Genomic DNA, 20,195 nt, shown 5'->3' with positions numbered 1-20,195 from the left:
CTGGCGGGGGGCGACTCTCAAGCGTAACTGCTCGCAGCCACCCCCTCGCACGGCGGCCGGAGACCCCCCGGTGGCGGGCAGCACAGGGGCCGGCGCGCTCGTACGCGCCCCACGGCCGGTCGTCTTCGCGCCGTGGGGCTGTCGTGCACCGATCAACCCCCGTGGCGGGCAGGTCACGGCCGGAGCGCGGCCCGGTGCTTGCGGCGGGAGACCTTCCGCCACAGGCCCGGCAGCGCCCGCTCCCGGTCCGCGGCCAGGGCCTCCTCGCGCCCGTACATCAGGCCGAAGGTGAAACCGCCCTCACCGGCCTGCTGCGCCTGGGTCGCCAGCTCGCGCAGGGTGGCACGCGCCACCACGCTGTCCTGGTGGTCCCCCAGCAGCTGCTGCACCCGCTTGGTCCGCTTGGCGAACTTCTTCGCCGGCCGGCCGAGCGCCGGGCGGGCCGCCTCCGCCGCGTACCGGGTGCGCTTGGCCGCCTTACGGGCGCCGTGCAGCGCCTCGTCCCGCTCCCGCCCGGCCGGTGCCGCCAGCGCGGCCTCCGTACGGCGGGCCAGCCGCCGGTAGTCCTTCAGCACCGCCCCGGCCACCACCTCGGACGCCGGGCGGCCGGCGGCCTTGCGCAGCGGCGGCTCCTCCAGGAAGGCGTGCAGGCTCTCCAGCAGCGACAGATGGCGCGGTCCGTCCAGGACGGCGAGCAGCTGGTCGCGTGCGCCGGCCCGGCGCCGTTCGGACCAGATGCGCAGCCGGGCGTCGACCGGGCCGAGCCGTAGCGTCCCGGGCACCCCGGCCAGCGCCTCCTGGAGCCGCTCGGTCAGTACCTCACGATCCCGCTCCACCCCCAACTCCGCTGCCAGCCACTTGAGTTCGACGCCGATGGGCCGGGTGGCGGCGCGGTCGAGCACCTTGGTGTACGAGCGGAAGGCGCTGCGCAGCCGGCGGGTGGCGACCCGCATCTGGTGCACCGCGTCGGGCAGGTCCCGCCGCACCGCGGGTTCCAGCTCGATGATCGCCCGCACCTGCTCATGGGCATAGCGCAGCACGACGTCTCCGGCGGTCTGCCCCTTCTTCCCGGCGCCCGCGCCCTTGCCCTTGGCCGCGGCTTTGCCCTTGTTGCCCTGGGACTTCGCCTGGGGCTTCGCCTTGGCCGCGGCCTTGCCGGAGCCGTCGGTGGGCCGCCCGTCCGGCCCGGCGGTGTGCGGTGCGGCGGCCCCGTCGCGGCCCTGGCCCGTCTCGGCCAGCGCCCGCTCCAGCTTCGACGCCGCGGAGGCGGGACGCACCCCGGCCGCGGCCAGCGCCCGGCCGATCTCGTCCAGCAGCCCGGTATCGCCCTCACCGAGCAGCTCCACCTCGATCTCGCGCCAGCGGGCCCCGGCCCGCCCCGCTCCGGCCTCCCCGGCGCCGACGGCCCCGGCCGCCGGCCAGGCGCGGACCGCGTCCTCCGCCACCTCCGCGAGCGGAGTGCCCGCGGCGTCCCGCAGCACCCGGACCGTGCGCCGCGTCCGCAGCCGTACGACGGGGACCAGCTCCTGGTCCAGCGCCCGCGACCGGACGAGCGCGGTCAGCTCCGGGGGCGGCACATCGGACAGCGGCGCCCGCACCTCGTCCCGCACCCCCGGCGCGACCGGCAGTTTCAGATGCCAGCCGGCGTCCCGGCCGCCGGTGCGCCGGCGCAGCGTGATGCCGTCGGCGACGAGGCGCAGGCCGGTGGTGTCGTAGTAGAGGGCGTCAAGATCCTCGGTGCCCGCCTCCGCCACGGCGGCGACCGGACCGATCCCGGCCAGGTCGGGCAGCTGGGTGTCGTTGTCGGCTTCGTACTTCCGCTCGATTTCCCGCACGGTGTCCGCCATGCATCGAATCTAGTCACCCACTCCGGCCGGGACCACCCACCGGAGCGGGGAGCGGCCACGGGGCCGGAATCCGCCGGAGCGGGTGGCACTCGCCGCACAGCGTGACTTACGGTACGTAACGAGCCCGCCACGCAGAGTGGCAATGGGCGCACACTCGACCCCTTCGGGGAGGGAGACACCCGTGCACCCCCAGACCGCACCCGTCACCCGGCCGTCCATCCGCGTCCCGGCAGGCGCCCGCCCGCACCTCCTGACCGCACCGAGCACCCCCCACGCCCCGAAGACCGCCCGCGACTTCGTCCGCGCGGTACTGCGCCGCGGCCCCCTCGCCCCGCTTCTCGACACCGCGGTGCTGCTCACCTCGGAGGCGGTGACCAGCTCCCATCTGCGCACACCGCGGTCCGCGGACATCCTGCTGCGGATGCTGACCACCGGGCACGGACTGCGGATCAGCGTGCACGACGAGGCGCCGGTGCGGATTCCGCGGCCGGCCGCGGTGGCCGGTGAGCAGGAGGCCGATCACGGGCTGCTGCTGACCGGCCATCTCGCCGACGACTGGGGCACGACCCCGTTCGCGGGGCTGCCGCGGTCCACCTCGTTCTGGTTCGAGCTGCACCTCAAGCGCTGACCCGGCGTCAGCGGGACGCCGACAGCGGGCGTTGCACCCGGATCGACTGGAGCAGCCCGATCGCGATCCAGACCGCGAACATGGAGGTGCCGCCGTAGGAGACGAACGGCAGCGGGAGGCCGGTGACGGGCATGATCCCGAGGGTCATCCCGATGTTCTCGAAGGACTGGAAGGCGAACCACGCGATGATGCCGGCGGCCACGACCGTGCCGTAGAGCTCGGTGGACTCGCGGGCGATCCGGCAGGCGCGCCACAGGACCACACCGAGCAGGACGATGATCAGGCCCGCGCCCAGGAAGCCGAGCTCCTCACCGGCGACGGTGAAGATGAAGTCCGTCTGCTGTTCGGGGACGAACTGGCCGGTGGTCTGGCTGCCGTGGAAGAGACCGGATCCGGTCAGTCCGCCGCCGCCGATCGCGATCCGGGCCTGGTTGGTGTTGTAGCCGACACCGGCCGGGTCGAGGCTCGGGTTGGCGAAGGCGGCGAAGCGGGCGATCTGGTAGTCGTCGAGCAGTCCGAGCTGCCAGACCGCGACACAGCCGACGACACCGGTGCCGACCAGTCCGAGGATCCAGCGGTTGGAGGCGCCGGAGGCGAGCAGTACGCCGAGGATGACGGCGCCGAGCACCATCACCGAGCCGAGGTCGGGCATCAGCATGATGACGACCACGGGGACGGCGGCCAGCCCGAGGGCCTGGACGACGGTGCGGTGGTCGGGGTGCGGGCGGTCCCCCGCGTCGACCCGGGACGCCAGGAGCATCGCCATGCCCAGCGTGATGGTGATCTTTGCGAACTCGGCGGGCTGGAGGGAGAAGCCGCCGGGGATCGCCAGCCAGGAACGTGAGCCGTTGATGGTGGCACCCAGCGGGGTCAGCACCAGCAGCGCCAGCACGACCGAGAGGGCGTAGAGGACCGGGACGGCGCCGCGCAGCGTGCGGTGGCCGAGCCAGATCGTGCCGCCGGCCAGCGCCAGGCCGATACCGAGGTTCAGCAGATGGTGCAGGAAGTAGTAGTACTCGTCGCCGTGGTTGAGCTCGGTGCGGTTGCGGGTGGCGGAGAAGACCAGCAGCGAGCCCACCAGCGACAGCACCAGACAGGACGACAGCAGTATCCAGTCCAGCTTGCGCAGCACCGAATCACGCGCCGTCAGCTTGCCCCAGGTGCCGAGCTCGGGAGTGTAACGCCGGACCGAGAACGCCCGGGAGGTGTGGCTGGTCGTCACTGTGGGCTCTCCGATGCGGACGGCGACGGCGACGGCGGGACATACGGCTTGATGGGCTGGGACCGGATGCTGCCATCAGTTTCGATCTTGGGCAGCTTGGCCTCCGGCTTGGGGAGCAGCGCGGCCTTCGGGTCGATGCCGCCCTTTTCGTCGACTCCGTACAGGGCGTTGTAGATGTTGCGCACGGCGGGGCCGGAGGCGCCGGAGCCCGTACCACCCTGGGAGATGGTCATGACGATCGTGTAGTCCTTGGTGTACGTCGCGAACCACGAGGTCGTCTGCTTGCCGTAGACCTCGGCCGTACCGGTCTTGGCGTGCATCGGGATCTTGTCCTGCGGCCAGCCGCCGAACCGCCAGGCGGCGGTACCGCGGGTGGCGACACCGGCGAGGGCGCCGTCCATCTGCCCGAGGGTCTTCCGGGACACCGGCAGCCTGCCGTGCGACCGGGGCTTGATCCGCTGGATGTGCTTGCCGTCGGGGCTGACGACGGCCTTGCCCACGGTCGGGTTGTAGAGCGTGCCGCCGTTGCTGATCGCGCCGTAGATGGTCGCCATCTGCATCGGGGTGACGAGGGTGTCGCCCTGCCCGATGGCGTAGTTGATCGAGTCGTAGGCGTGCAGCTTCATGCCCTCCAGGCAGCCTTCCCGGGCGAGCTTGGTGCCGAAGTCCTTCTTCTTCGGCCAGGCCTTGGCCTGTTCGCACCAGCCGGCCTTGTTGGCCTTCCAGAAGTCGTTCTTCCACTTGCGGTCGGGGACCCGGCCGGTGACCTCGTTGGGGAGGTCGATACCGGTCTCCTTGCCGAGGCCGAACTGGTGGGCCGTCTTGTAGAACCAGTTCTTGGCGCCCTTCTTCGGCTTGTCCCCGCCGTCCCTCCTCCACTCGTCGTGCGAGAGCTTGTAGAAGACGGTGTCGCAGGAGACCTCCAGCGCCCGGCCGAGGCTGATCGCGCCATGGCTCTGCGACTCGAAGTTCTTGAAGACCTGGCCGCCGATGCTGTACGAGCTGGTGCAGGGGTAGTGGCCGTTGAAGTCATAGCCCGCGTTGACCGCGGCCGCGGTCGAGATGACCTTGAAGATCGAGCCGGGGGCGGCCTGTCCCTGGATGGCGCGGTTCAGCAGCGGGTAGTTGGAGTCCTTGCCGGTGAGGCGGGCGTAGTCCTTGCCCGAGATTCCGCCGACCCAGGAGTTGGGGTCGTAGGTGGGGTTGGAGGCCATCGCCACCACCCGGCCGGTCTTCGCCTCCATGACGACGACGGCGCCCGAGTCGGCCTTGTAGTTGGTGCCCGTGTTCTTGTCGTGCTGCTTACGGGCATCCTTCATGGCCTGGTCCAGCTGCTTCTCCGCCAGACCCTGCACCCGGGCGTCGATGCTGGTGACGACGCTGGCACCGGCCTTGCCCTTCTCGCTCTTCGCCTGGCCGATGACCCGGCCGAGGTTGTCGACCTCGTAGCGGGTGACGGCGGCCTTGCCGCGCAGCGCGTCGTTGTACGTCCGCTCCAGACCGGACCGGCCGATCTGGTCGGAGCGCAGCAGCGGCGAACGGCTGTGCTCGGCCTTCTTGATCTCCTCGTCGGTGACCGGCGAGAGATAGCCGAGGACCTGGGCGGTGTTGGCGTTGCCCGGGGCGGCGTAGCGGCGGACGGCGGTCGGTTCGGCGCTGATACCGGGGAAGTCCTCGGAGCGCTCGCGGATCTGGAGGGCCTGCTGGGTGGTGGCCTCGTCGGTGATCGGGATCGGCTGGTAGGGCGAGCCGTTCCAGCAGGGCTGCGGCGTCTTGGAGTCGCAGAGCCGGACCTTGTTGCGGATCTCCTTCTCGGACATGCCGAGCACCTTGGCCAGCCGGCCGAGCACGCCCTTGCCGTCGTCCTTCATCTTCAGCAGCTCGGTGCGGCTGGCCGACACCACCAGACGGGTCTGGTTGTCGGCCAGCGGCACCCCGCGCGCGTCGAGGATGGAGCCGCGGGTGGCGGGCTCGATGACCTGCTGGACGTGGTTGTTTCTCGCCTCGGTGGCGTACTCCGTGCCGTTGCGGATCTGCAGATACCAGAGCCGGCCGCCGAGAGTGAGCAGCAGCGAGAAGACCAGGATCTGGATCGCGATGAGCCGGACGCTGACCCGGGAGGTCCGGGTTTCCGGGAGATTACTCATGGCGCGCCGCGCCTCCATGAGGGGTCGTGGTCGAAGAACGGGAGAGCGTCACAGCCGCTTGACCCCCTTGATACGGCCCACCTTGTCGCGGGCCGACTTGCCGAGCAGACCGCCGCGCTGGCTGCCGATCCGGGCGCCCGAGCGCACGGACTTCATGGCGCCGCGGCTGGCCTTGAGACCGGTGCCGGTGGTGAGCCAGCCGTACCCGGAGGTGCCGGCGGAGCCGCTCGGGCTGCCGGAGCCGTCGCCGGTCAGTGGATCACCCTCGGTTCTGCGCGCCGCCGCCATCACCAGCGGGACCACGAACGGGGCCAGCAGCAGGTCGTAGAGGGTGGCGCTGAGCAGCAGTCCGACGATGCCGACGTGCCGGGCGGCGGTGTCGCCGACCAGCGCGCCGACGCCCGCGTACATCAGCGTCGAGCCGATCGCGGCGCCGATGACGACGATCAGCGGCACGGTCGCCGAGCGGTGCCGGCCGGACTCCGGCTTGGTCAGGCCCGCGGCGTAGCCGATGACGCAGAGCACCAGCGCATAGCGGCCGATGGCGTGGTCGGACGGCGGGGCGAGGTCGGCCAGCAGCCCGGCGAAGAAGCCGAGGAGGGCGCCGCCGACATGGCCGTAGACCAGCGCCAGGCCGACCACCACGAGCAGCAGCAGGTCCGGTACGGCGCCGGGCAGTTGGAGTCTGGCGAGGATGGTGACCTGGATGACGAGGGCGACGACCACCAGCGGGGCCGAGAGCAGAATCCGGTTGATGCGCATCGGTCAGCTCCTGGGAGGAACGCTCGCGGAGGGGGTGGCCGTGACGGTGACCGTCGGCGTCGGCTTGGGCTTGGCCGGCTGGGGCGGCAGCACGGTGTCGCGCGGGTCCTCACGGGGCGGCTGGACGACGACGCCGACGATGTCGAGCTGGGAGAAGGAGACGAAGGGCCGGACCTGGAGGTTGCGGGTCAGATCGCCGTTGAACGGCTCGACCCTGACGACCTTGCCGACGGGCACCCCGGGCACGAACGGCTTGTCCTTGCTGGAGCCGAAGGTGACCAGGCGGTCGCCCTTCTTGATGTTGGCCCGGCCGTTGAGGAGCTGGACGCGCAGCGAGCGGACGCCCTGCCCGTTGGCGAAGCCGATCTCGTTGGTCTTCTCCATGCGGGTGCCGACGGTGAAGTCGGGGTCGGCGGCCAGCAGGACGGTGGCGGTGCCGGTGCCGACGGTGGTGACCCGGCCGACCAGCCCGTCGCCGTTGAGCACGGTCATGTCGCGGCGGATGCCGTCGCGGCTGCCGGCGTCGATGGTGACGGTCCAGGAGAAGCCCTGGGCCGAGCCGATGGCGATGACCTGGGCGCCCTTGATGGCGTACTGGCCGGTGCCGGCGGTCTTGAGGATCTTGTCGAGCTCGGCGGCGCGGCTGCGGTTCCGGTCGGAGGAGCCGAGCTTGGCCTTCAGGGCCTCGTTCTCGTGCTCCAGCTTGCTGATCCGGTCGTGCCGCCGGCCGGAGTCCCGTACGGCACCGACCGCGTTGCCGACCGGGTCGACGACGCGGGCGACGCCGCTTTCGACCGGGCCGAAGGCGGAGGCGGCGGCTTGCCGGGCACCATCGAGCGGGGACTGTTCGCCGCCGCGGATATCGACCGTGATCAGCGCGAACGCGATCGCGACCAGCAGCACCAGCAGCAGCCGGCTCTCTCGTGTGTCCCTCACGTGCGGCGGCCGTGTCCTTCCTCGTAGGACCGGCCGGCTGCGGGCCCCGCCGGTCTCGTTCGGGAGTTGAGCGTTGTGCCTGTGTGACGGTGCCGGACGGTGAAGCGTCAGTGCACCGTGTCTGTCGGGAGGTTGTGCCCGTATGTCGGCCGGTCCGGCGGACGGACCGGCCGCTGTCGCCGGGGTGCCCGACCGCCGCGGCCGCCGCTCGGCGGCGCGGCGCGGTCGGTTCCCCGGCCCTTGCTACCTGCGCGGCTGGGAGTCGAGGACCTGCTGGAGCGCCTCGAACTCCTCGACGCACTTGCCGGAACCGAGCGCGACGGAGTCGAGCGGGTCCTCGGCGATGTGGATGGGCATACCGGTCTCGCGGCGCAGCCGCTCGTCGAGGCCGCGGAGCAGGGCGCCGCCTCCGGTGAGCACGATGCCGCGGTCCATGACGTCACCGGACAGCTCCGGCGGGCACTTGTCGAGGGTCGTCTTGACCGCGTCGACGATGGAGTTGACCGGCTCCTCGATGGCCTTGCGCACCTCGGCGGCCGAGATGACGACGGTCTTCGGGAGGCCGGAGACCAGGTCACGGCCGCGGATCTCGGTGTGCTCGTCCTGCTCGAGGTCGTACGCCGAACCGATGGTGATCTTGATGCTCTCGGCGGTGCGCTCGCCCAGCAGAAGGCTGTACTCCTTTTTGATGTGCTGGATGATCGCGTTGTCGAGCTCGTCGCCGGCCACCCGGATGGACTGGGCGGTGACGATGCCGCCGAGCGAGATGACCGCGACCTCGGTCGTGCCGCCGCCGATGTCCACGACCATGTTGCCGGTGGCCTCGTGGACCGGCAGACCGGACCCGATCGCCGCGGCCATCGGCTCCTCGATGATGTGGACCTGGCGCGCGCCGGCCTGGGTCGAGGCCTCGATCACCGCACGGCGCTCCACTCCGGTGATACCGGAGGGGACGCACACGACGACCCGCGGACGGGCCAGGTAGCGGCGCTTGTGGATCTTCAGGATGAAGTAGCGGAGCATCCGCTCGGTGATCTCGAAATCGGCGATCACGCCGTCTTTCAGGGGCCGTACGGCGACGATGTTGCCGGGCGTGCGCCCGATCATCTTCTTCGCCTCAGCACCCACCGCGAGGATCCCGCCGGTGTTGGTGTTGATGGCCACGACCGACGGCTCGTTGAGGACGATTCCGCGGCCCCTGACGTACACCAGCGTGTTGGCGGTCCCGAGGTCGACAGCCATGTCACGGCCGATGAACGACATGTTGTTCCCCATGAGGATACGTCTGGCCTTCCCAACTGGAGCGAATGCTTACTGGAGGTCGGCAGGAGGTGATGCGCTGTGAGGCGCGGAAGCCTCCATCGTAGTTCGTAGTGCGCCCACTCGAACACGTCGGGAGGCTGTTCCGCCATTGTCAGCCGTACACGCACCCGCCCCCCTCAATGGTGACGTCGTGTCGCGGAGATGCGTTCCCCCGATCGTGTCGTATACACCAAGGGGCGACCGATGATTTCGTCGGTCGCCCCAGGTCACGGGGGGTGTGCAGCTGATGAAGTGTCAGGAAATGCCGGGGAAGAAAATCTTGATCTCACGCTCTGCGGACTCTTCGGAATCCGAGGCATGGATCAGATTCTCCCGGGTGATCGTTCCGAAGTCCCCACGAATGGACCCACTCGGCGCGGCAATCGGGTCAGTCGGACCGGCCAGCGCCCGTACGCCCTCGATCACCCGCTCGCCCTCGACGACCATCGAGACGACCGGACCGGAGGACATGAACGCGACCAGAGGCTCGTAGAACGGCTTGCCGACATGCTCCGCGTAGTGCTGCTCCAGGATCCCGCGGTCCAGGCTGCGCAGCTCCAGCGCACTGATCGTCCAGCCGGCCTTCTTCTCGATACGGCCGATGATCTCGCCGATCAGACCGCGCGAGACGGCGTCAGGCTTGAGGAGGACGAGGGTGCGCTGGCTCACGGAGGGACTCCCTGGATATGAACAACGGTCAGCGGGTGCACTGAGGCTACAGGGGAGAGCCCATCGGGCCTTTACCCACCCACCCACAGGAGGGGACGGGCCGGAGGGGCCGGTGCCCAGGACGTCAAGCGAAGCGGTCCTGGACACCGGCCCCGGAGGTCCGTCACCGCACCCGACAGCCCCGCGCAGCGGATCACGCCCGCCGCGGGCGCGACGGCGCCGCACCCGAGAACGTGGAAATCAACCCGCCGTAGGCGATTCCGCCCAACGGGCCTTCGCCTCATCGATCTTGCGGCCGAAATGGACCGACGCCCACCACAGGGCGGCGAAGACCGCACCCAGGAAGAACATCGTCGGGACCACGAAGCCGCTGGCGATCAGGGCGATCTGCAGCGCCCAGCCGAGCTGGACGCCCCCCGGACGGGTCAGCATCCCGCACAGCAGCAGGCTCAGCAGCATCGCGATCCCGCTGACCGTCCAGACCGTGGCCGTGGACAGCTCGGTCATCTGCATCGCGACCAGGCCGGCGAAACCGATCACGAAGAATTCGCCTATCAGAGTGCCGGCACACAGCGTGCGCATGGTCAGCTCCTCCCCATGAGCAGCCGGGCCTCGCCGACCGTGATCACCGAGCCGGTCACCAGCACACCGGCGCCGGAGAACTCGCCCTCTTCCTCGGCGAGGGTGATCGCCGCCTCCAGGGCGTCGTCGAGCCGCGGCTCCACCTGGACCCGCTCGGCGCCGAAGACCTCGACGGCGATGGCCGCCAGCTCATCCGGATCCATCGCACGATGGCTGGAATTACGCGTCACCACGATCTCGGCGAAGATCGGCTCGAAGGCCTCCAGGAAGCCCCGTACGTCCTTGTCCCCGCTGGCGCCGACCACGCCGACCAGCCGGCTGAACCCGAATGCCTCGGTGACGGCCTCGGCCGCCGCCCGCGCACCCGCCGGGTTGTGGGCCGCGTCCAGCACGACCGTCGGGCTGCGGCGCACGACCTCCATCCGGCCGGGCGAGGTGACCGCGGCGAACGCGGAGCGGAGGGTGTCGATGTCCAGCGTGCGGGCGTGCTCCGAGCCGACGCCGAAGAACGCCTCGACCGCGGCAAGGGCCACCGCGGCGTTGTGCGCCTGATGGGCGCCGTACAGCGGAAGGAAGATCTCCGGGTACTCGCCGCCCAGCCCGCGCAGCGTCAGCATCTGCCCGCCGACGGCCACCTCCCGGGAGAGCACCCCGAACTCCATGCCCTCACGGGCGACCGTGGCGTCCACCTCGACCGCGCGCTTGAGCATCACCGACGCCGCGTCCACCGGCTGCTGGGCCAGCACGACCGTGGCGTCCTTCTTGATGATCCCGGACTTCTCACCGGCGATCTGCTCGGGCGTCTCCCCCAGCCGGTCGGTGTGGTCCAGCGAGATCGGGGTGATCACGGCGACATCGCCGTCGATGACGTTCGTCGCGTCCCAGGTGCCGCCCATGCCGACCTCGACGACCGCGACGTCCACGGGGCTGTCCGCGAAGGCGGCGTACGCCATCGCCGTCAGCACCTCGAAGAACGACAGGCGGTACTCCTGCTGGCCGTCGATCATCTCCACATACGGGGCGATGTCGCGGTATGTCTCGATGAAGCGCTCGGCGGAGATCGGCGCGGCGTCCAGGCTGATCCGCTCGGTGATGGACTGGACGTGCGGGCTCGTGTAGCGGCCGGTGCGCAGGTCGAAGGCGGCCAGCAGGGCCTCGATCATGCGGGCGGTGCTGGTCTTGCCGTTGGTGCCGGTGATGTGGATGGACGGGTAGGCCCGCTGCGGCGAGCCGAGAATGTCCAGCAGCGCCGCGATGCGCTGCACCGACGGGTCGAGCTTGGTCTCACCCCAGCGGCCCGCCAGCTCCTCCTCGACGGCGCGCAGCGCACGGTCGACCTCGGGATCGGCCGGCCGGGCGGGGATCCCGTCCCCCTGCGGCGGGCCGGCCTGGGCGCGCAAGGTGCGGCTGCCGGCCTCGATCACCGCAAGATCCGGGTCACGGTCGGTCTCCGCCTCGACCATTTCGTCGAAGGCGTCGGTCGGGTCGGGGTCGTCGTTCTGGGGGCGCTCGCTCACGCCGACCAGTCTACGAGGCACGTGTGACAGCGGTGCGCTGCGTTGCCCTCCGCCGGTACCGCGCCGCGGCCGGGGGCGGCCGGCCCGGTCCGCGCCCCGGCGTGCGCCCCTACGCCGGGGGCCGACCGGCGCCTACGGCAGCGCCGCCCTCATCATGGCCCGCGCGATCGGGGCCGCCAGCCCGTTGCCGGAGACCTCGTTGCGGGCGGCGTGCCCGTCCTCGACCATCACGGCCACCGCCACCCGGTGCCCCTTGCCGTCCTCGGCGTTCGAGACGAACCAGGCGTAGGGCGTACCGCTGTTGTCGACACCGTGCTGGGCGGTGCCGGTCTTGCCGCCGACAGTCAGTCCGCCGATCTTCGCGCCGGAGCCGGTGCCCTTGTCCACGACCGTCTGCATCGCCGACTGCAGCTGCCGGGCCGAGCGCGCCGACATGGCCTTGCCGTCGCCGTACGTCTTCGGGCCGTTCTCCTCGACGGTGTTGCCGCCGCCGTCGGTCAGCTTGTCGACCAGCTGCGGGGTCTTCAGCTCGCCGCCGTTCGCGAGGGCCGAGGTGACCATCGCCATCTGCAGCGGGGTTGCCTGGTCGTCGAACTGGCCGATCCCGGACAGCGCGGTCTGCGCCTCGTCCATGTTCTTGGGGTAGACGCTCTTGCCGGCCCGCACCGGGGTGTCCACCTCGCCGTCGTTGAAGCCGAACTTCTCGGCCTGCGCCTTCACCTTGTCCTTGCCCAGGTCGACGGCCATCTTCGCGAAGACGGTGTTGCAGGAGTACTGGAGCGCGGTGCGGATGTCCGCGTTCTTGCAGGGCGCGGCCTTGTTCTCGTTGGTGAGCTCGGTGCGGGTGTGCGGGAGGGTGTACGGGTCGGGGCTGGTGGTGGGCTCGTCCACCGAGGGGTACAGACCGTTCTCCAGCGCGGCCGCGGCGACCACCAGCTTGAAGGTGGAGCCGGGCGGCAGCGGCTGCCGCAGCGCCCGGTTGACCTCCGGGTGGTCCGCGTCACCGGACATCTTCCGCCACGCCTTCTGGTCGGTGCCGGCGGACCCGGCGAACGTCCCCGGGTCGTACGAGGGGGTGCTCACCATGCCCAGGATCCGGCCGGTGGCCGGGTCCATGGCGACCGCGGCGCCCTTCTTGCCGCCCAGCGCCCGGTAGCCGGCCTTCTGCACCGCGGCGTCGATGGTGGTGGCCACATCGCCGCCCTTGGCCCGCTTACGGGTCAGCGCGTCGGCAGGGCTCTGCAGCCGGCTGTCGGAGCCGTCCAGGAGATCGCCGTTCAGGCTCTCCAGCTGGTTGCTGCCGAAGATCTGCGAGGTGAAGCCGGTGACCGGCGCGTACAGCGGGCCGTCCTTGTAGGTCCGCTTGTACTTCAGCGAGGAGGAGGTGGCGGCGGAGCCGGTGACCGGCTGCCCGTCGACGAGGATGTTGCCCAGCGGCGCCGCGTACTTGCCGATCGTCACCCGCGGATTGTGCGGGTCCTCCCTGTAGTCGCCGGCCTTCGCACCCTGGAGCCAGGTGGCCCAGCCCATCAGCGCGACGATCAGGGCCAGACAGAAGACCGCGGCCCGTCGCAGGGGTTTGTTCATGGGGCGCGGCTCCTCGGTACGGGACGTGCGGTGCTGCCGCAACTACGGCATTCCGGTCCACCGTGCCTCGGCCAGATGAGAGGGCGATGAGAACGGCCGGACCGCCGCCGGGGCCCCGCCCGCCGGGGCCCGGACAGGCGCGGCGGCCCCCGGACGGCACCCGCCCGCACGCGGACCGGGAACAGCGCAGGCCCTCCGCCCGTGAGGACGAGGGGCCTGCGGTGTCTGCCGCCGTTACGCCTGGGGCAGGGAAGCCAGCTGCGCGGTGATCCGGACGATGTCGGCCTCCGCGGCCTCCAGCCGGCCGCGGATCTTGTCCACGACCTTCTCCGGCGCCTTGGCCAGGAACGCCTCGTTGCCGAGCTTGGCGGTGGCCTGCGCCTTCTCCTTCTCGGCCGCGCCCAGGTCCTTCGTCAGGCGCTTGCGCTCCGCCTCGACGTCGATGGTGCCGGACAGGTCCAGGGCCACCGTGGCACCCGCGACGGGCAGCGAGGCGGTGGCGCTGAAGCCGTCGCCGGCCGGCTGCAGCCGCAGCAGCGAGCGCATCGCGGCCTCGTGCGCGGCCAGCGCCGTACCGGACAGGTCCAGCTGGGCGGGGACCTTCTGGCCCGGCTGCAGCCCCTGGTCGGAGCGGAACCGGCGGACCTCGGTCACGACCTGCTGAACGGTCTCGATCTCCCGCTCCGCCGCCGTGTCCCGGAAGCCGGAGTCCTTCGGCCACTCGGCGATCACGACCGACTCACCGCCGGTCAGCGTCGTCCACAGGGTCTCGGTGACGAACGGCACGATCGGGTGCAGCAGCCGCAGGGTGACGTCCAGGACCTCGCCCAGCACCCGGCGCGAGGCGTCGGCGGCCGGGCCGCCCGCCATGAAGGTGGTCTTGGACAGCTCGACGTACCAGTCGAAGACCTCGTCCCAGGCGAAGTGGAAGAGGGTGTCCGACAGCTTCGCGAACTGGTAGTCGTCGTAGTACGCGTCGACCTCGGCGACAACCGAGTTCAGCCGGGACAGGATCCACCGGTCGGTCGCCGACAGCTGCTCGGCGGGCGGGAGTTCGCCCTCCACCGTCGCACCGTTCATCAGCGCGAACCGGGTGGCGTTCCAGATCTTGTTGGCGAAGTTGCGGGAGCCCTGGACCCAGTCCTCGCCGATCGGGACGTCGACGCCGGGGTTGGCGCCCCGGGCGAGCGTGAACCGGACGGCGTCCGAGCCGTAGGAGTCCATCCAGTCCAGCGGATTGACCGCGTTCCCGAAGGACTTGGACATCTTCTTGCCGATCTGGTCGCGGACCATGCCGTGCAGCGCGATGGTGTGGAACGGCGGGGTGCCGTCCATCGCGTACAGCCCGAACATCATCATCCGGGCGACCCAGAAGAAGAGGATGTCGTAGCCGGTGACCAGGACCGAGTTCGGATAGAACTTCTCGACGCTCGGGGTCTGCTCGGGCCAGCCGAGCGTGGAGAACGGCCACAGCCCGGAGGAGAACCAGGTGTCGAGGACGTCCGTGTCCTGGTGCCACCCCTCGCCGCTCGGCGGCTCCTCGTCCGGTCCGACGCAGACGACCTCGCCCTCCGGCCCGTACCAGACCGGAATCCGGTGGCCCCACCACAGCTGCCGCGAGATGCACCAGTCGTGGAGGTTGTCGACCCAGCCGAAGTAGCGGGACTCCATCTCCTTGGGGTGGATCTTGACCTTGCCGTCGCGGACCGCGTCCCCCGCGGCCTTCGCCAGCGGGCCGACCCTGACCCACCACTGCATCGACAGCCGCGGCTCGACGGTGGTCTTGCAGCGCGAGCAGTGCCCGACGGAGTGCGTGTACGGACGCTTCTCGGCGACGATCCGGCCGTCGGCGCGCAGCGCACCGACGATCGCGGAACGGGCCTCGAAGCGGTCCAGGCCCTGGAAGGGGCCGTGCGCCGTGATGACACCGCGCTCGTCGAGCACGGCGAGGTTGGGCAGCCCGTGCCGGCGGCCGATCTCGAAGTCGTTCGGGTCGTGGGCCGGGGTGACCTTGACCGCACCCGTGCCGAACTCCGGGTCGACATGCTCATCGGCGACGACCGGGATCCGGCGGCCGGTCAGCGGCAACTCGATCTCGGTGCCGACGAGATGGGCGTACCGCTCGTCCTCCGGGTGGACGGCGACCGCGGTGTCACCGAGCATCGTCTCGGCACGCGTGGTGGCGACGACGATCGAGGCGCCCGCCCGTCGCCCGCCACCGCCCTCAGTGGAGTCGCTTCGCTCCGCCCCTTCCACGTCCCCGTACCGGATGGAGACGAGCTCACCGTCGTCGTCCTGGTACTCCACCTCGATGTCCGAGATGGCGGTCAGACAGCGCGGGCACCAGTTGATGATGCGCTCGGCGCGGTAGATCAGTTCGTCGTCGTGCAGCCGCTTGAAGATCGTCTGGACGGCCTTGGAGAGGCCCTCGTCCATCGTGAACCGCTCACGCGACCAGGCGACACCGTCGCCCAGCCGTCGCATCTGGCCCGAGATCTGGCCACCGGACTCGTTCTTCCACTGCCAGACCCGCTCGACGAACGCCTCGCGGCCCAGGTCGTGCCGGGAGACGCCCTCCTTGGCGAGCTCGCGCTCGACGACGTTCTGGGTGGCGATACCAGCGTGGTCCATGCCGGGCTGCCAGAGGGTCTCGTAGCCCTGCATGCGCTTCCGGCGGGTGAGCGCGTCGATGAGGGTGTGCTCGAAGGCGTGCCCCAGGTGCAGGGAGCCGGTGACGTTCGGCGGCGGAATGACGACGGTGTACGGCGGCTTGTCGCTCTTCTCGTCCGCCTCGAAGTAGCCCCGCTCTACCCAGCGCTCGTACAGCGGCCCCTCTACATCGGCCGGCGTGTACTGAGTCGGCAGTTCGGGGGCGCTGTGGTTGCTCTGCTGAGTGTTCTCGGTCACGACGGACAGTGTACGGGCGCGGATGTAGCAGCTTCGAATCGGTTTCGCCCCCGGGGCAACGGTTGTCAGCGGCGTCGTACAGGATGTCGGCAGCGCATAAACATCGCAGAACTTCACACGCAGAACTTCAACTGAATTCAGTTGTCACGAGGGGAACCGCTCCATGAGCTTCAACCAGCCGCCTCCCGGCCCGTACGGACAGCAGCCCCCGCAGCCGGGCCCGTACGGCCAGCCGCAGCAGCCACCGGCCCCCCAGCCCGGTTACGGCTATCCGCAGCAAGGCGGCCAGGTGCCTCCGCAGCAGGGCTACGGCTACCCCCAGCAGGCCGGCCAGGCGCCCCCGCAGCAGGGCTACGGCTACCCCCAGCAGCCCGCCCAGCCCGGCTACGGCCAGCAGGCCCCGTACGGCGGCCAGCAGACCCCCTACGGCATGATCCCGCAGGGCCCGGAGGAGAGCGGCGGCAACGGCAAGAAGGTCGGCCTGATCATCGGCGCGGTCGCGGTCGTCGCGGCGATCGGCGTGGGCGCGTACTTCGCCTTCGGCTCGGGCGGGGAGGTGAAGCCGTACACGATCTCGTTGCCGGAGAAGCTGCTGAACGCGCAGTTCTCCAAGATGAAGAGCCCCACGGGAGGCGGGGCCGAGGACTTCTCGAACGACAAGGAGGCCAAGGCCCTCGGCATCACCAACAGCAAGGGCGTCCAGGGCAAGTACACGGCTGACGGCGGGCTGACGGCGACCGTGACCGGTCTCTACGGAAACGTCGCCGACCCCGAGGGCGCCGTGAGCCAGATGCTCGCGAAGGCCGACGAGAACCAGAAGAAGACCATGCGCAGCGCCAAGATCGAGGACGTCACTCCGACGACCGAGTACTCGCCGAGTGACTTCGACGGCACGGTGATGAAGTGCCGGACGCAGAAGATCACGGTCTCCCAGGGCGGCGTGACCGTGCCCATCACCGCCTCCACCTGCATCTGGGGCGACAACAGCGCCCTCGGCCTCGTCCAGATGGTGGCGGCCCCCACCCCCTCCGGGCCCGCCACCGCCTCGACGCCCAGCGCCGAGGAGCTCTCCGAGAAGACCGCCAAGATCCGCAACGAGGTCCGCAAGGAGAAGTAGCGGCCCCACGTCGCCCCGGAACCACGAGAGCCGCCCGGCAGCTTGGACGCTGCCGGGCGGCTCTCGTACAACCGATGGGCGCGCCTTACGCGCTCTTCTCCTGCGGCTCCCCCGAGTCGCCGCGGTTGCGCGGGACCAGGGTCGGGTTCACGTTCGAGTGGACGACGTCCTCGGTGATGACGACGCGGGCGACGTCCTTGCGGGACGGGATCTCGTACATCACCGCCTGGAGGACCTCCTCCATGATGGCGCGCAGACCACGGGCACCGGTGCCGCGGAGGATGGCCTGGTCGGCGATGGCCTCCAGGGCCGGGCGGTCGAAGTCGAGCTCTACACCGTCGAGTTCGAAGAGGCGCTTGTACTGCTTGACGAGCGCGTTGCGCGGCTCGACCAGGATCTGCAGCAGGGCCTCGCGGTCGAGGTTGTGGACCGAGGTGAGGACGGGGAGACGGCCGATGAACTCCGGGATCATCCCGAACTTCACCAGGTCCTCCGGCATGACGTCCTGGAGCTGGTCCTTGGACTCGATCTCCCGCTTGGAGCGGATCGTGGCGCCGAAGCCGATGCCCTTGGCGCCGGACCGGGCCTCGATGATCTTCTCCAGGCCGGCGAAGGCACCGCCGACGATGAAGAGGACGTTCGTGGTGTCGATCTGGATGAATTCCTGGTGCGGGTGCTTGCGGCCGCCCTGGGGCGGGACGGAAGCGGTGGTGCCCTCCAGGATCTTCAGCAGCGCCTGCTGGACGCCCTCACCGGAGACGTCCCGCGTGATCGACGGGTTTTCGCTCTTCCGGGCGACCTTGTCGATCTCGTCGATGTAGATGATGCCGGTCTCGGCCTTCTTGATGTCGAAGTCCGCGGCCTGGATCAGCTTGAGGAGGATGTTCTCGACGTCCTCGCCGACATAGCCGGCCTCCGTCAGCGCCGTGGCGTCGGCGAACGCGAAGGGGACGTTCAGCATCCGGGCGAGGGTCTGCGCGAGCAGGGTCTTGCCGGAGCCGGTGGGGCCGAGCAGCAGGATGTTGGACTTGGCGAGCTCGATGCCCTCATCGCCGCGGCCGGGGCCGTTCTCGCCCGCCTGCACCCGCTTGTAGTGGTTGTAGACGGCCACCGAGAGCGCCTTCTTGGCGGGATCCTGGCCGACGACATAGCCGTTCAGGAACTCGTAGATCTCCCGCGGTTTGGGGAGCTCCTCCCACCGCACCTCGGAGGTCTCGGCGAGCTCCTCCTCGATGATTTCGTTGCAGAGGTCGATGCACTCGTCGCAGATGTACACACCAGGTCCCGCGATGAGCTTCTTCACCTGCTTCTGGCTCTTCCCGCAGAATGAGCACTTGAGCAGGTCGCCGCCGTCACCGATGCGTGCCACGAGGTGCTTCCCCTTCGCCTGGGATCCGTATTGCTCCACGGACCCGGGTGCTTGCCTATCGACGGTACCTTGCCGGGCCCCCCGTACGGGCCCCCCTTGGACGGACTCGGTTCACTCGGTCCCGACCCGGTCCAAGGGGGCAACGCTCCGGCTCATTGTGCGAAGACCGCTAGCCGATCGAGACCGACGACTTCCGCGTCGACACGATCTGGTCGACCAGACCGTACGCCAGGGACTCCTCGGCCGTCAGGATCTTGTCACGCTCGATATCGTCCCGGATCTTCTCGATCGGGGTGGTGGAGTGCTTGGCCAGCAACTCCTCCAGCTGCGAACGCATCCGCAGGATCTCGTTGGCGGCGATCTCCAGGTCGGAGACCTGACCGCGGCCGGTCTCGCTGTACGGCTGGTGGATCAGGACCCGGGCGTTCGGCAGCGCCATCCGCTTGCCGGGGGTACCGGCGGCGAGCAGCACGGCCGCGGCGGAGGCCGCCTGGCCCATGCAGACCGTCTGGATGTCGGGCTTCACGAACTGCATCGTGTCGTAGATGGCGGTGAGCGCCGTGAAGGAACCGCCCGGGGAGTTGATGTAGATCGAGATGTCCCGGTCGGGGTCCATCGACTCCAGGCACAGAAGCTGCGCCATGACGTCGTTGGCCGAGGCGTCGTCGATCTGCACGCCGAGGAAGATCACGCGCTCCTCGAACAGCTTCGCGTACGGGTCGTACTCGCGCACACCCTGCGACGTGCGCTCGACGAAGCGCGGGACGATGTAGCGAGCCTCGGCCGTCGGGCCGGAGAACTGGGAGCGCGGGCCGGAAAACTCGGACTCGGCGCCCTGCGAGAGGCCGCTGCCGGGGAAGTTGTTCATCGTGGTGTTCACCGTCCTGGTGGCGATCAAGTGGGCTGGGGGCTGAAGGGCGAGTGGTACGGGGCCTCAGGCGCCCGTGCCGCCCCCGCCCGGAACGCCGGCGGCGGAGGTCATGACATCGTCGATCAGGCCGTATTCCTTGGCCTCATCGGCGGAGAACCAGCGGTCGCGGTCGGAGTCCTGGGTGATCCGCTCGACGGTCTGACCGGTGTGGAAGGCGGTCAGCTCCGCCATCCGCTTCTTGGTGTGCAGCAGCCGCTCGGCGTGGATCTTGATGTCGGACGCGGAGCCGGCAAGACCAGCGGAGGGCTGGTGGATGAGGATCTCGGCATTCGGCAGCGCGAAGCGCTTGCCCGGGGTGCCGGCGCTCAGCAGGAACTGTCCCATGGAGGCGGCGAGGCCCATCGCGATCGTCACCACGTCGTTCTTGATGTACTGCATGGTGTCGTAGATCGCCAAGCCGGCCGAGATCGAGCCGCCCGGGGAGTTGATGTAGAGGAAGATGTCCTTGTCCGGGTCCGCGGCGAGGAGAAGCAGCTGCGCGGTGATCTTGTTGGCGATGTCGTCGTCGACCGGCTGGCCGAGGAAGATGATCCGCTCGCCGAGCAGCCGGTTGTAGACCTGGTCGCCGAGGCCACCGAAGGTCGGCTCAGCGGCGGCGGAAGGCATCGGGATCGTCACGTGTCCACCTGCTCGTTGTCGGACGGCTCCAGGCCGTCTCAGCGTCGTCTTCTG

Annotated in this window: 16 protein-coding genes; 2 read left to right on the top strand and 14 right to left on the bottom strand. The window is 70.0% G+C overall.

Translation table 11 applies throughout. The annotated features are described in order from the left end of the window. Positions 1-173 precede the first annotated feature (173 nt). On the bottom strand, positions 174-1,847 hold the full coding sequence (locus SLV14N_RS26690) for a CYTH and CHAD domain-containing protein (RefSeq protein ID WP_263271396.1): 1,674 nt from the start codon (positions 1,845-1,847) through the stop codon (positions 174-176). A 181-nt stretch (positions 1,848-2,028) separates the two neighbouring features. On the opposite strand from SLV14N_RS26690, the gene SLV14N_RS26685 reads away from it, so the two are divergent. Further along, positions 2,029-2,475: an ATP-binding protein gene (locus SLV14N_RS26685; RefSeq protein WP_208684248.1), complete on the top strand. Its 447-nt coding sequence runs from the start codon at positions 2,029-2,031 to the stop codon at positions 2,473-2,475. A gap of 7 nt (positions 2,476-2,482) precedes the next feature. On the opposite strand, the gene rodA is transcribed toward SLV14N_RS26685, so the two are convergent. The 10 genes from rodA to SLV14N_RS26635 form a co-directional block, all read right to left on the bottom strand. Next, positions 2,483-3,697 (bottom strand): rod shape-determining protein RodA, encoded by a 1,215-nt coding sequence (gene rodA / locus SLV14N_RS26680; protein ID WP_208684246.1) that lies wholly within the window; start codon positions 3,695-3,697, stop codon positions 2,483-2,485. Continuing rightward, positions 3,694-5,844, bottom strand: a complete 2,151-nt coding sequence (gene mrdA, locus SLV14N_RS26675; RefSeq protein ID WP_208684244.1) for a penicillin-binding protein 2 — start codon at positions 5,842-5,844, stop codon at positions 3,694-3,696. Before mrdA ends, rodA begins: the two co-directional genes overlap by 4 nt. Before the next feature lie 48 nt (positions 5,845-5,892). After that, positions 5,893-6,606, bottom strand: a complete 714-nt coding sequence (mreD, locus tag SLV14N_RS26670) for a rod shape-determining protein MreD (RefSeq protein WP_208684242.1) — start codon at positions 6,604-6,606, stop codon at positions 5,893-5,895. A gap of 3 nt (positions 6,607-6,609) precedes the next feature. Then, positions 6,610-7,542 (bottom strand): rod shape-determining protein MreC, encoded by a 933-nt coding sequence (gene mreC, locus SLV14N_RS26665; RefSeq protein ID WP_208684240.1) that lies wholly within the window; start codon positions 7,540-7,542, stop codon positions 6,610-6,612. A gap of 243 nt (positions 7,543-7,785) precedes the next feature. After that, positions 7,786-8,805 (bottom strand): rod shape-determining protein, encoded by a 1,020-nt coding sequence (locus tag SLV14N_RS26660; RefSeq protein ID WP_003985182.1) that lies wholly within the window; start codon positions 8,803-8,805, stop codon positions 7,786-7,788. 294 nt (positions 8,806-9,099) lie between these two features. Continuing rightward, positions 9,100-9,513, bottom strand: a complete 414-nt coding sequence (ndk, locus tag SLV14N_RS26655; RefSeq protein WP_093644061.1) for a nucleoside-diphosphate kinase — start codon at positions 9,511-9,513, stop codon at positions 9,100-9,102. Between the two features lie 240 nt (positions 9,514-9,753). Continuing rightward, on the bottom strand, positions 9,754-10,095 hold the full coding sequence (locus tag SLV14N_RS26650; protein WP_018088261.1) for a DUF4233 domain-containing protein: 342 nt from the start codon (positions 10,093-10,095) through the stop codon (positions 9,754-9,756). 2 nt (positions 10,096-10,097) lie between these two features. After that, entirely contained in the window at positions 10,098-11,612 is a 1,515-nt protein-coding gene (locus SLV14N_RS26645; RefSeq protein WP_208684237.1) for a folylpolyglutamate synthase/dihydrofolate synthase family protein, read from the bottom strand. A gap of 132 nt (positions 11,613-11,744) precedes the next feature. Further along, positions 11,745-13,199: a penicillin-binding protein 2 gene (locus SLV14N_RS26640; protein ID WP_263271392.1), complete on the bottom strand. Its 1,455-nt coding sequence runs from the start codon at positions 13,197-13,199 to the stop codon at positions 11,745-11,747. Positions 13,200-13,433: 234 nt separating this feature from the next. Beyond that, on the bottom strand, positions 13,434-16,106 hold the full coding sequence (locus SLV14N_RS26635) for a valine--tRNA ligase (protein WP_263271390.1): 2,673 nt from the start codon (positions 16,104-16,106) through the stop codon (positions 13,434-13,436). Between the two features lie 163 nt (positions 16,107-16,269). On the opposite strand from SLV14N_RS26635, the gene SLV14N_RS26630 reads away from it, so the two are divergent. Further along, a complete protein-coding gene (locus tag SLV14N_RS26630; RefSeq protein WP_208684229.1) occupies positions 16,270-17,223 on the top strand; it encodes a hypothetical protein in 954 nt (317 codons plus the stop codon). Positions 17,224-17,308: 85 nt separating this feature from the next. On the opposite strand, the gene clpX is transcribed toward SLV14N_RS26630, so the two are convergent. From clpX to SLV14N_RS26615, 3 genes are all read right to left on the bottom strand, one after another. Beyond that, positions 17,309-18,592: an ATP-dependent Clp protease ATP-binding subunit ClpX gene (clpX, locus tag SLV14N_RS26625; RefSeq protein WP_208684227.1), complete on the bottom strand. Its 1,284-nt coding sequence runs from the start codon at positions 18,590-18,592 to the stop codon at positions 17,309-17,311. Between the two features lie 169 nt (positions 18,593-18,761). After that, entirely contained in the window at positions 18,762-19,460 is a 699-nt protein-coding gene (locus tag SLV14N_RS26620; protein WP_208688113.1) for an ATP-dependent Clp protease proteolytic subunit, read from the bottom strand. Positions 19,461-19,526: 66 nt separating this feature from the next. Further along, a complete protein-coding gene (locus SLV14N_RS26615) occupies positions 19,527-20,129 on the bottom strand; it encodes an ATP-dependent Clp protease proteolytic subunit (protein WP_030283915.1) in 603 nt (200 codons plus the stop codon). Positions 20,130-20,195 lie beyond the last annotated feature (66 nt).

Origin of the sequence: Streptomyces sp. Je 1-4 4N24, from assembly GCF_026239515.1 — a bacterium.
Classification (GTDB): domain Bacteria; phylum Actinomycetota; class Actinomycetes; order Streptomycetales; family Streptomycetaceae; genus Streptomyces; species Streptomyces nigrescens.
Note: the sequence above shows the minus strand (reverse complement) of the source record. Positions and strands in the feature narration are given on the sequence as shown.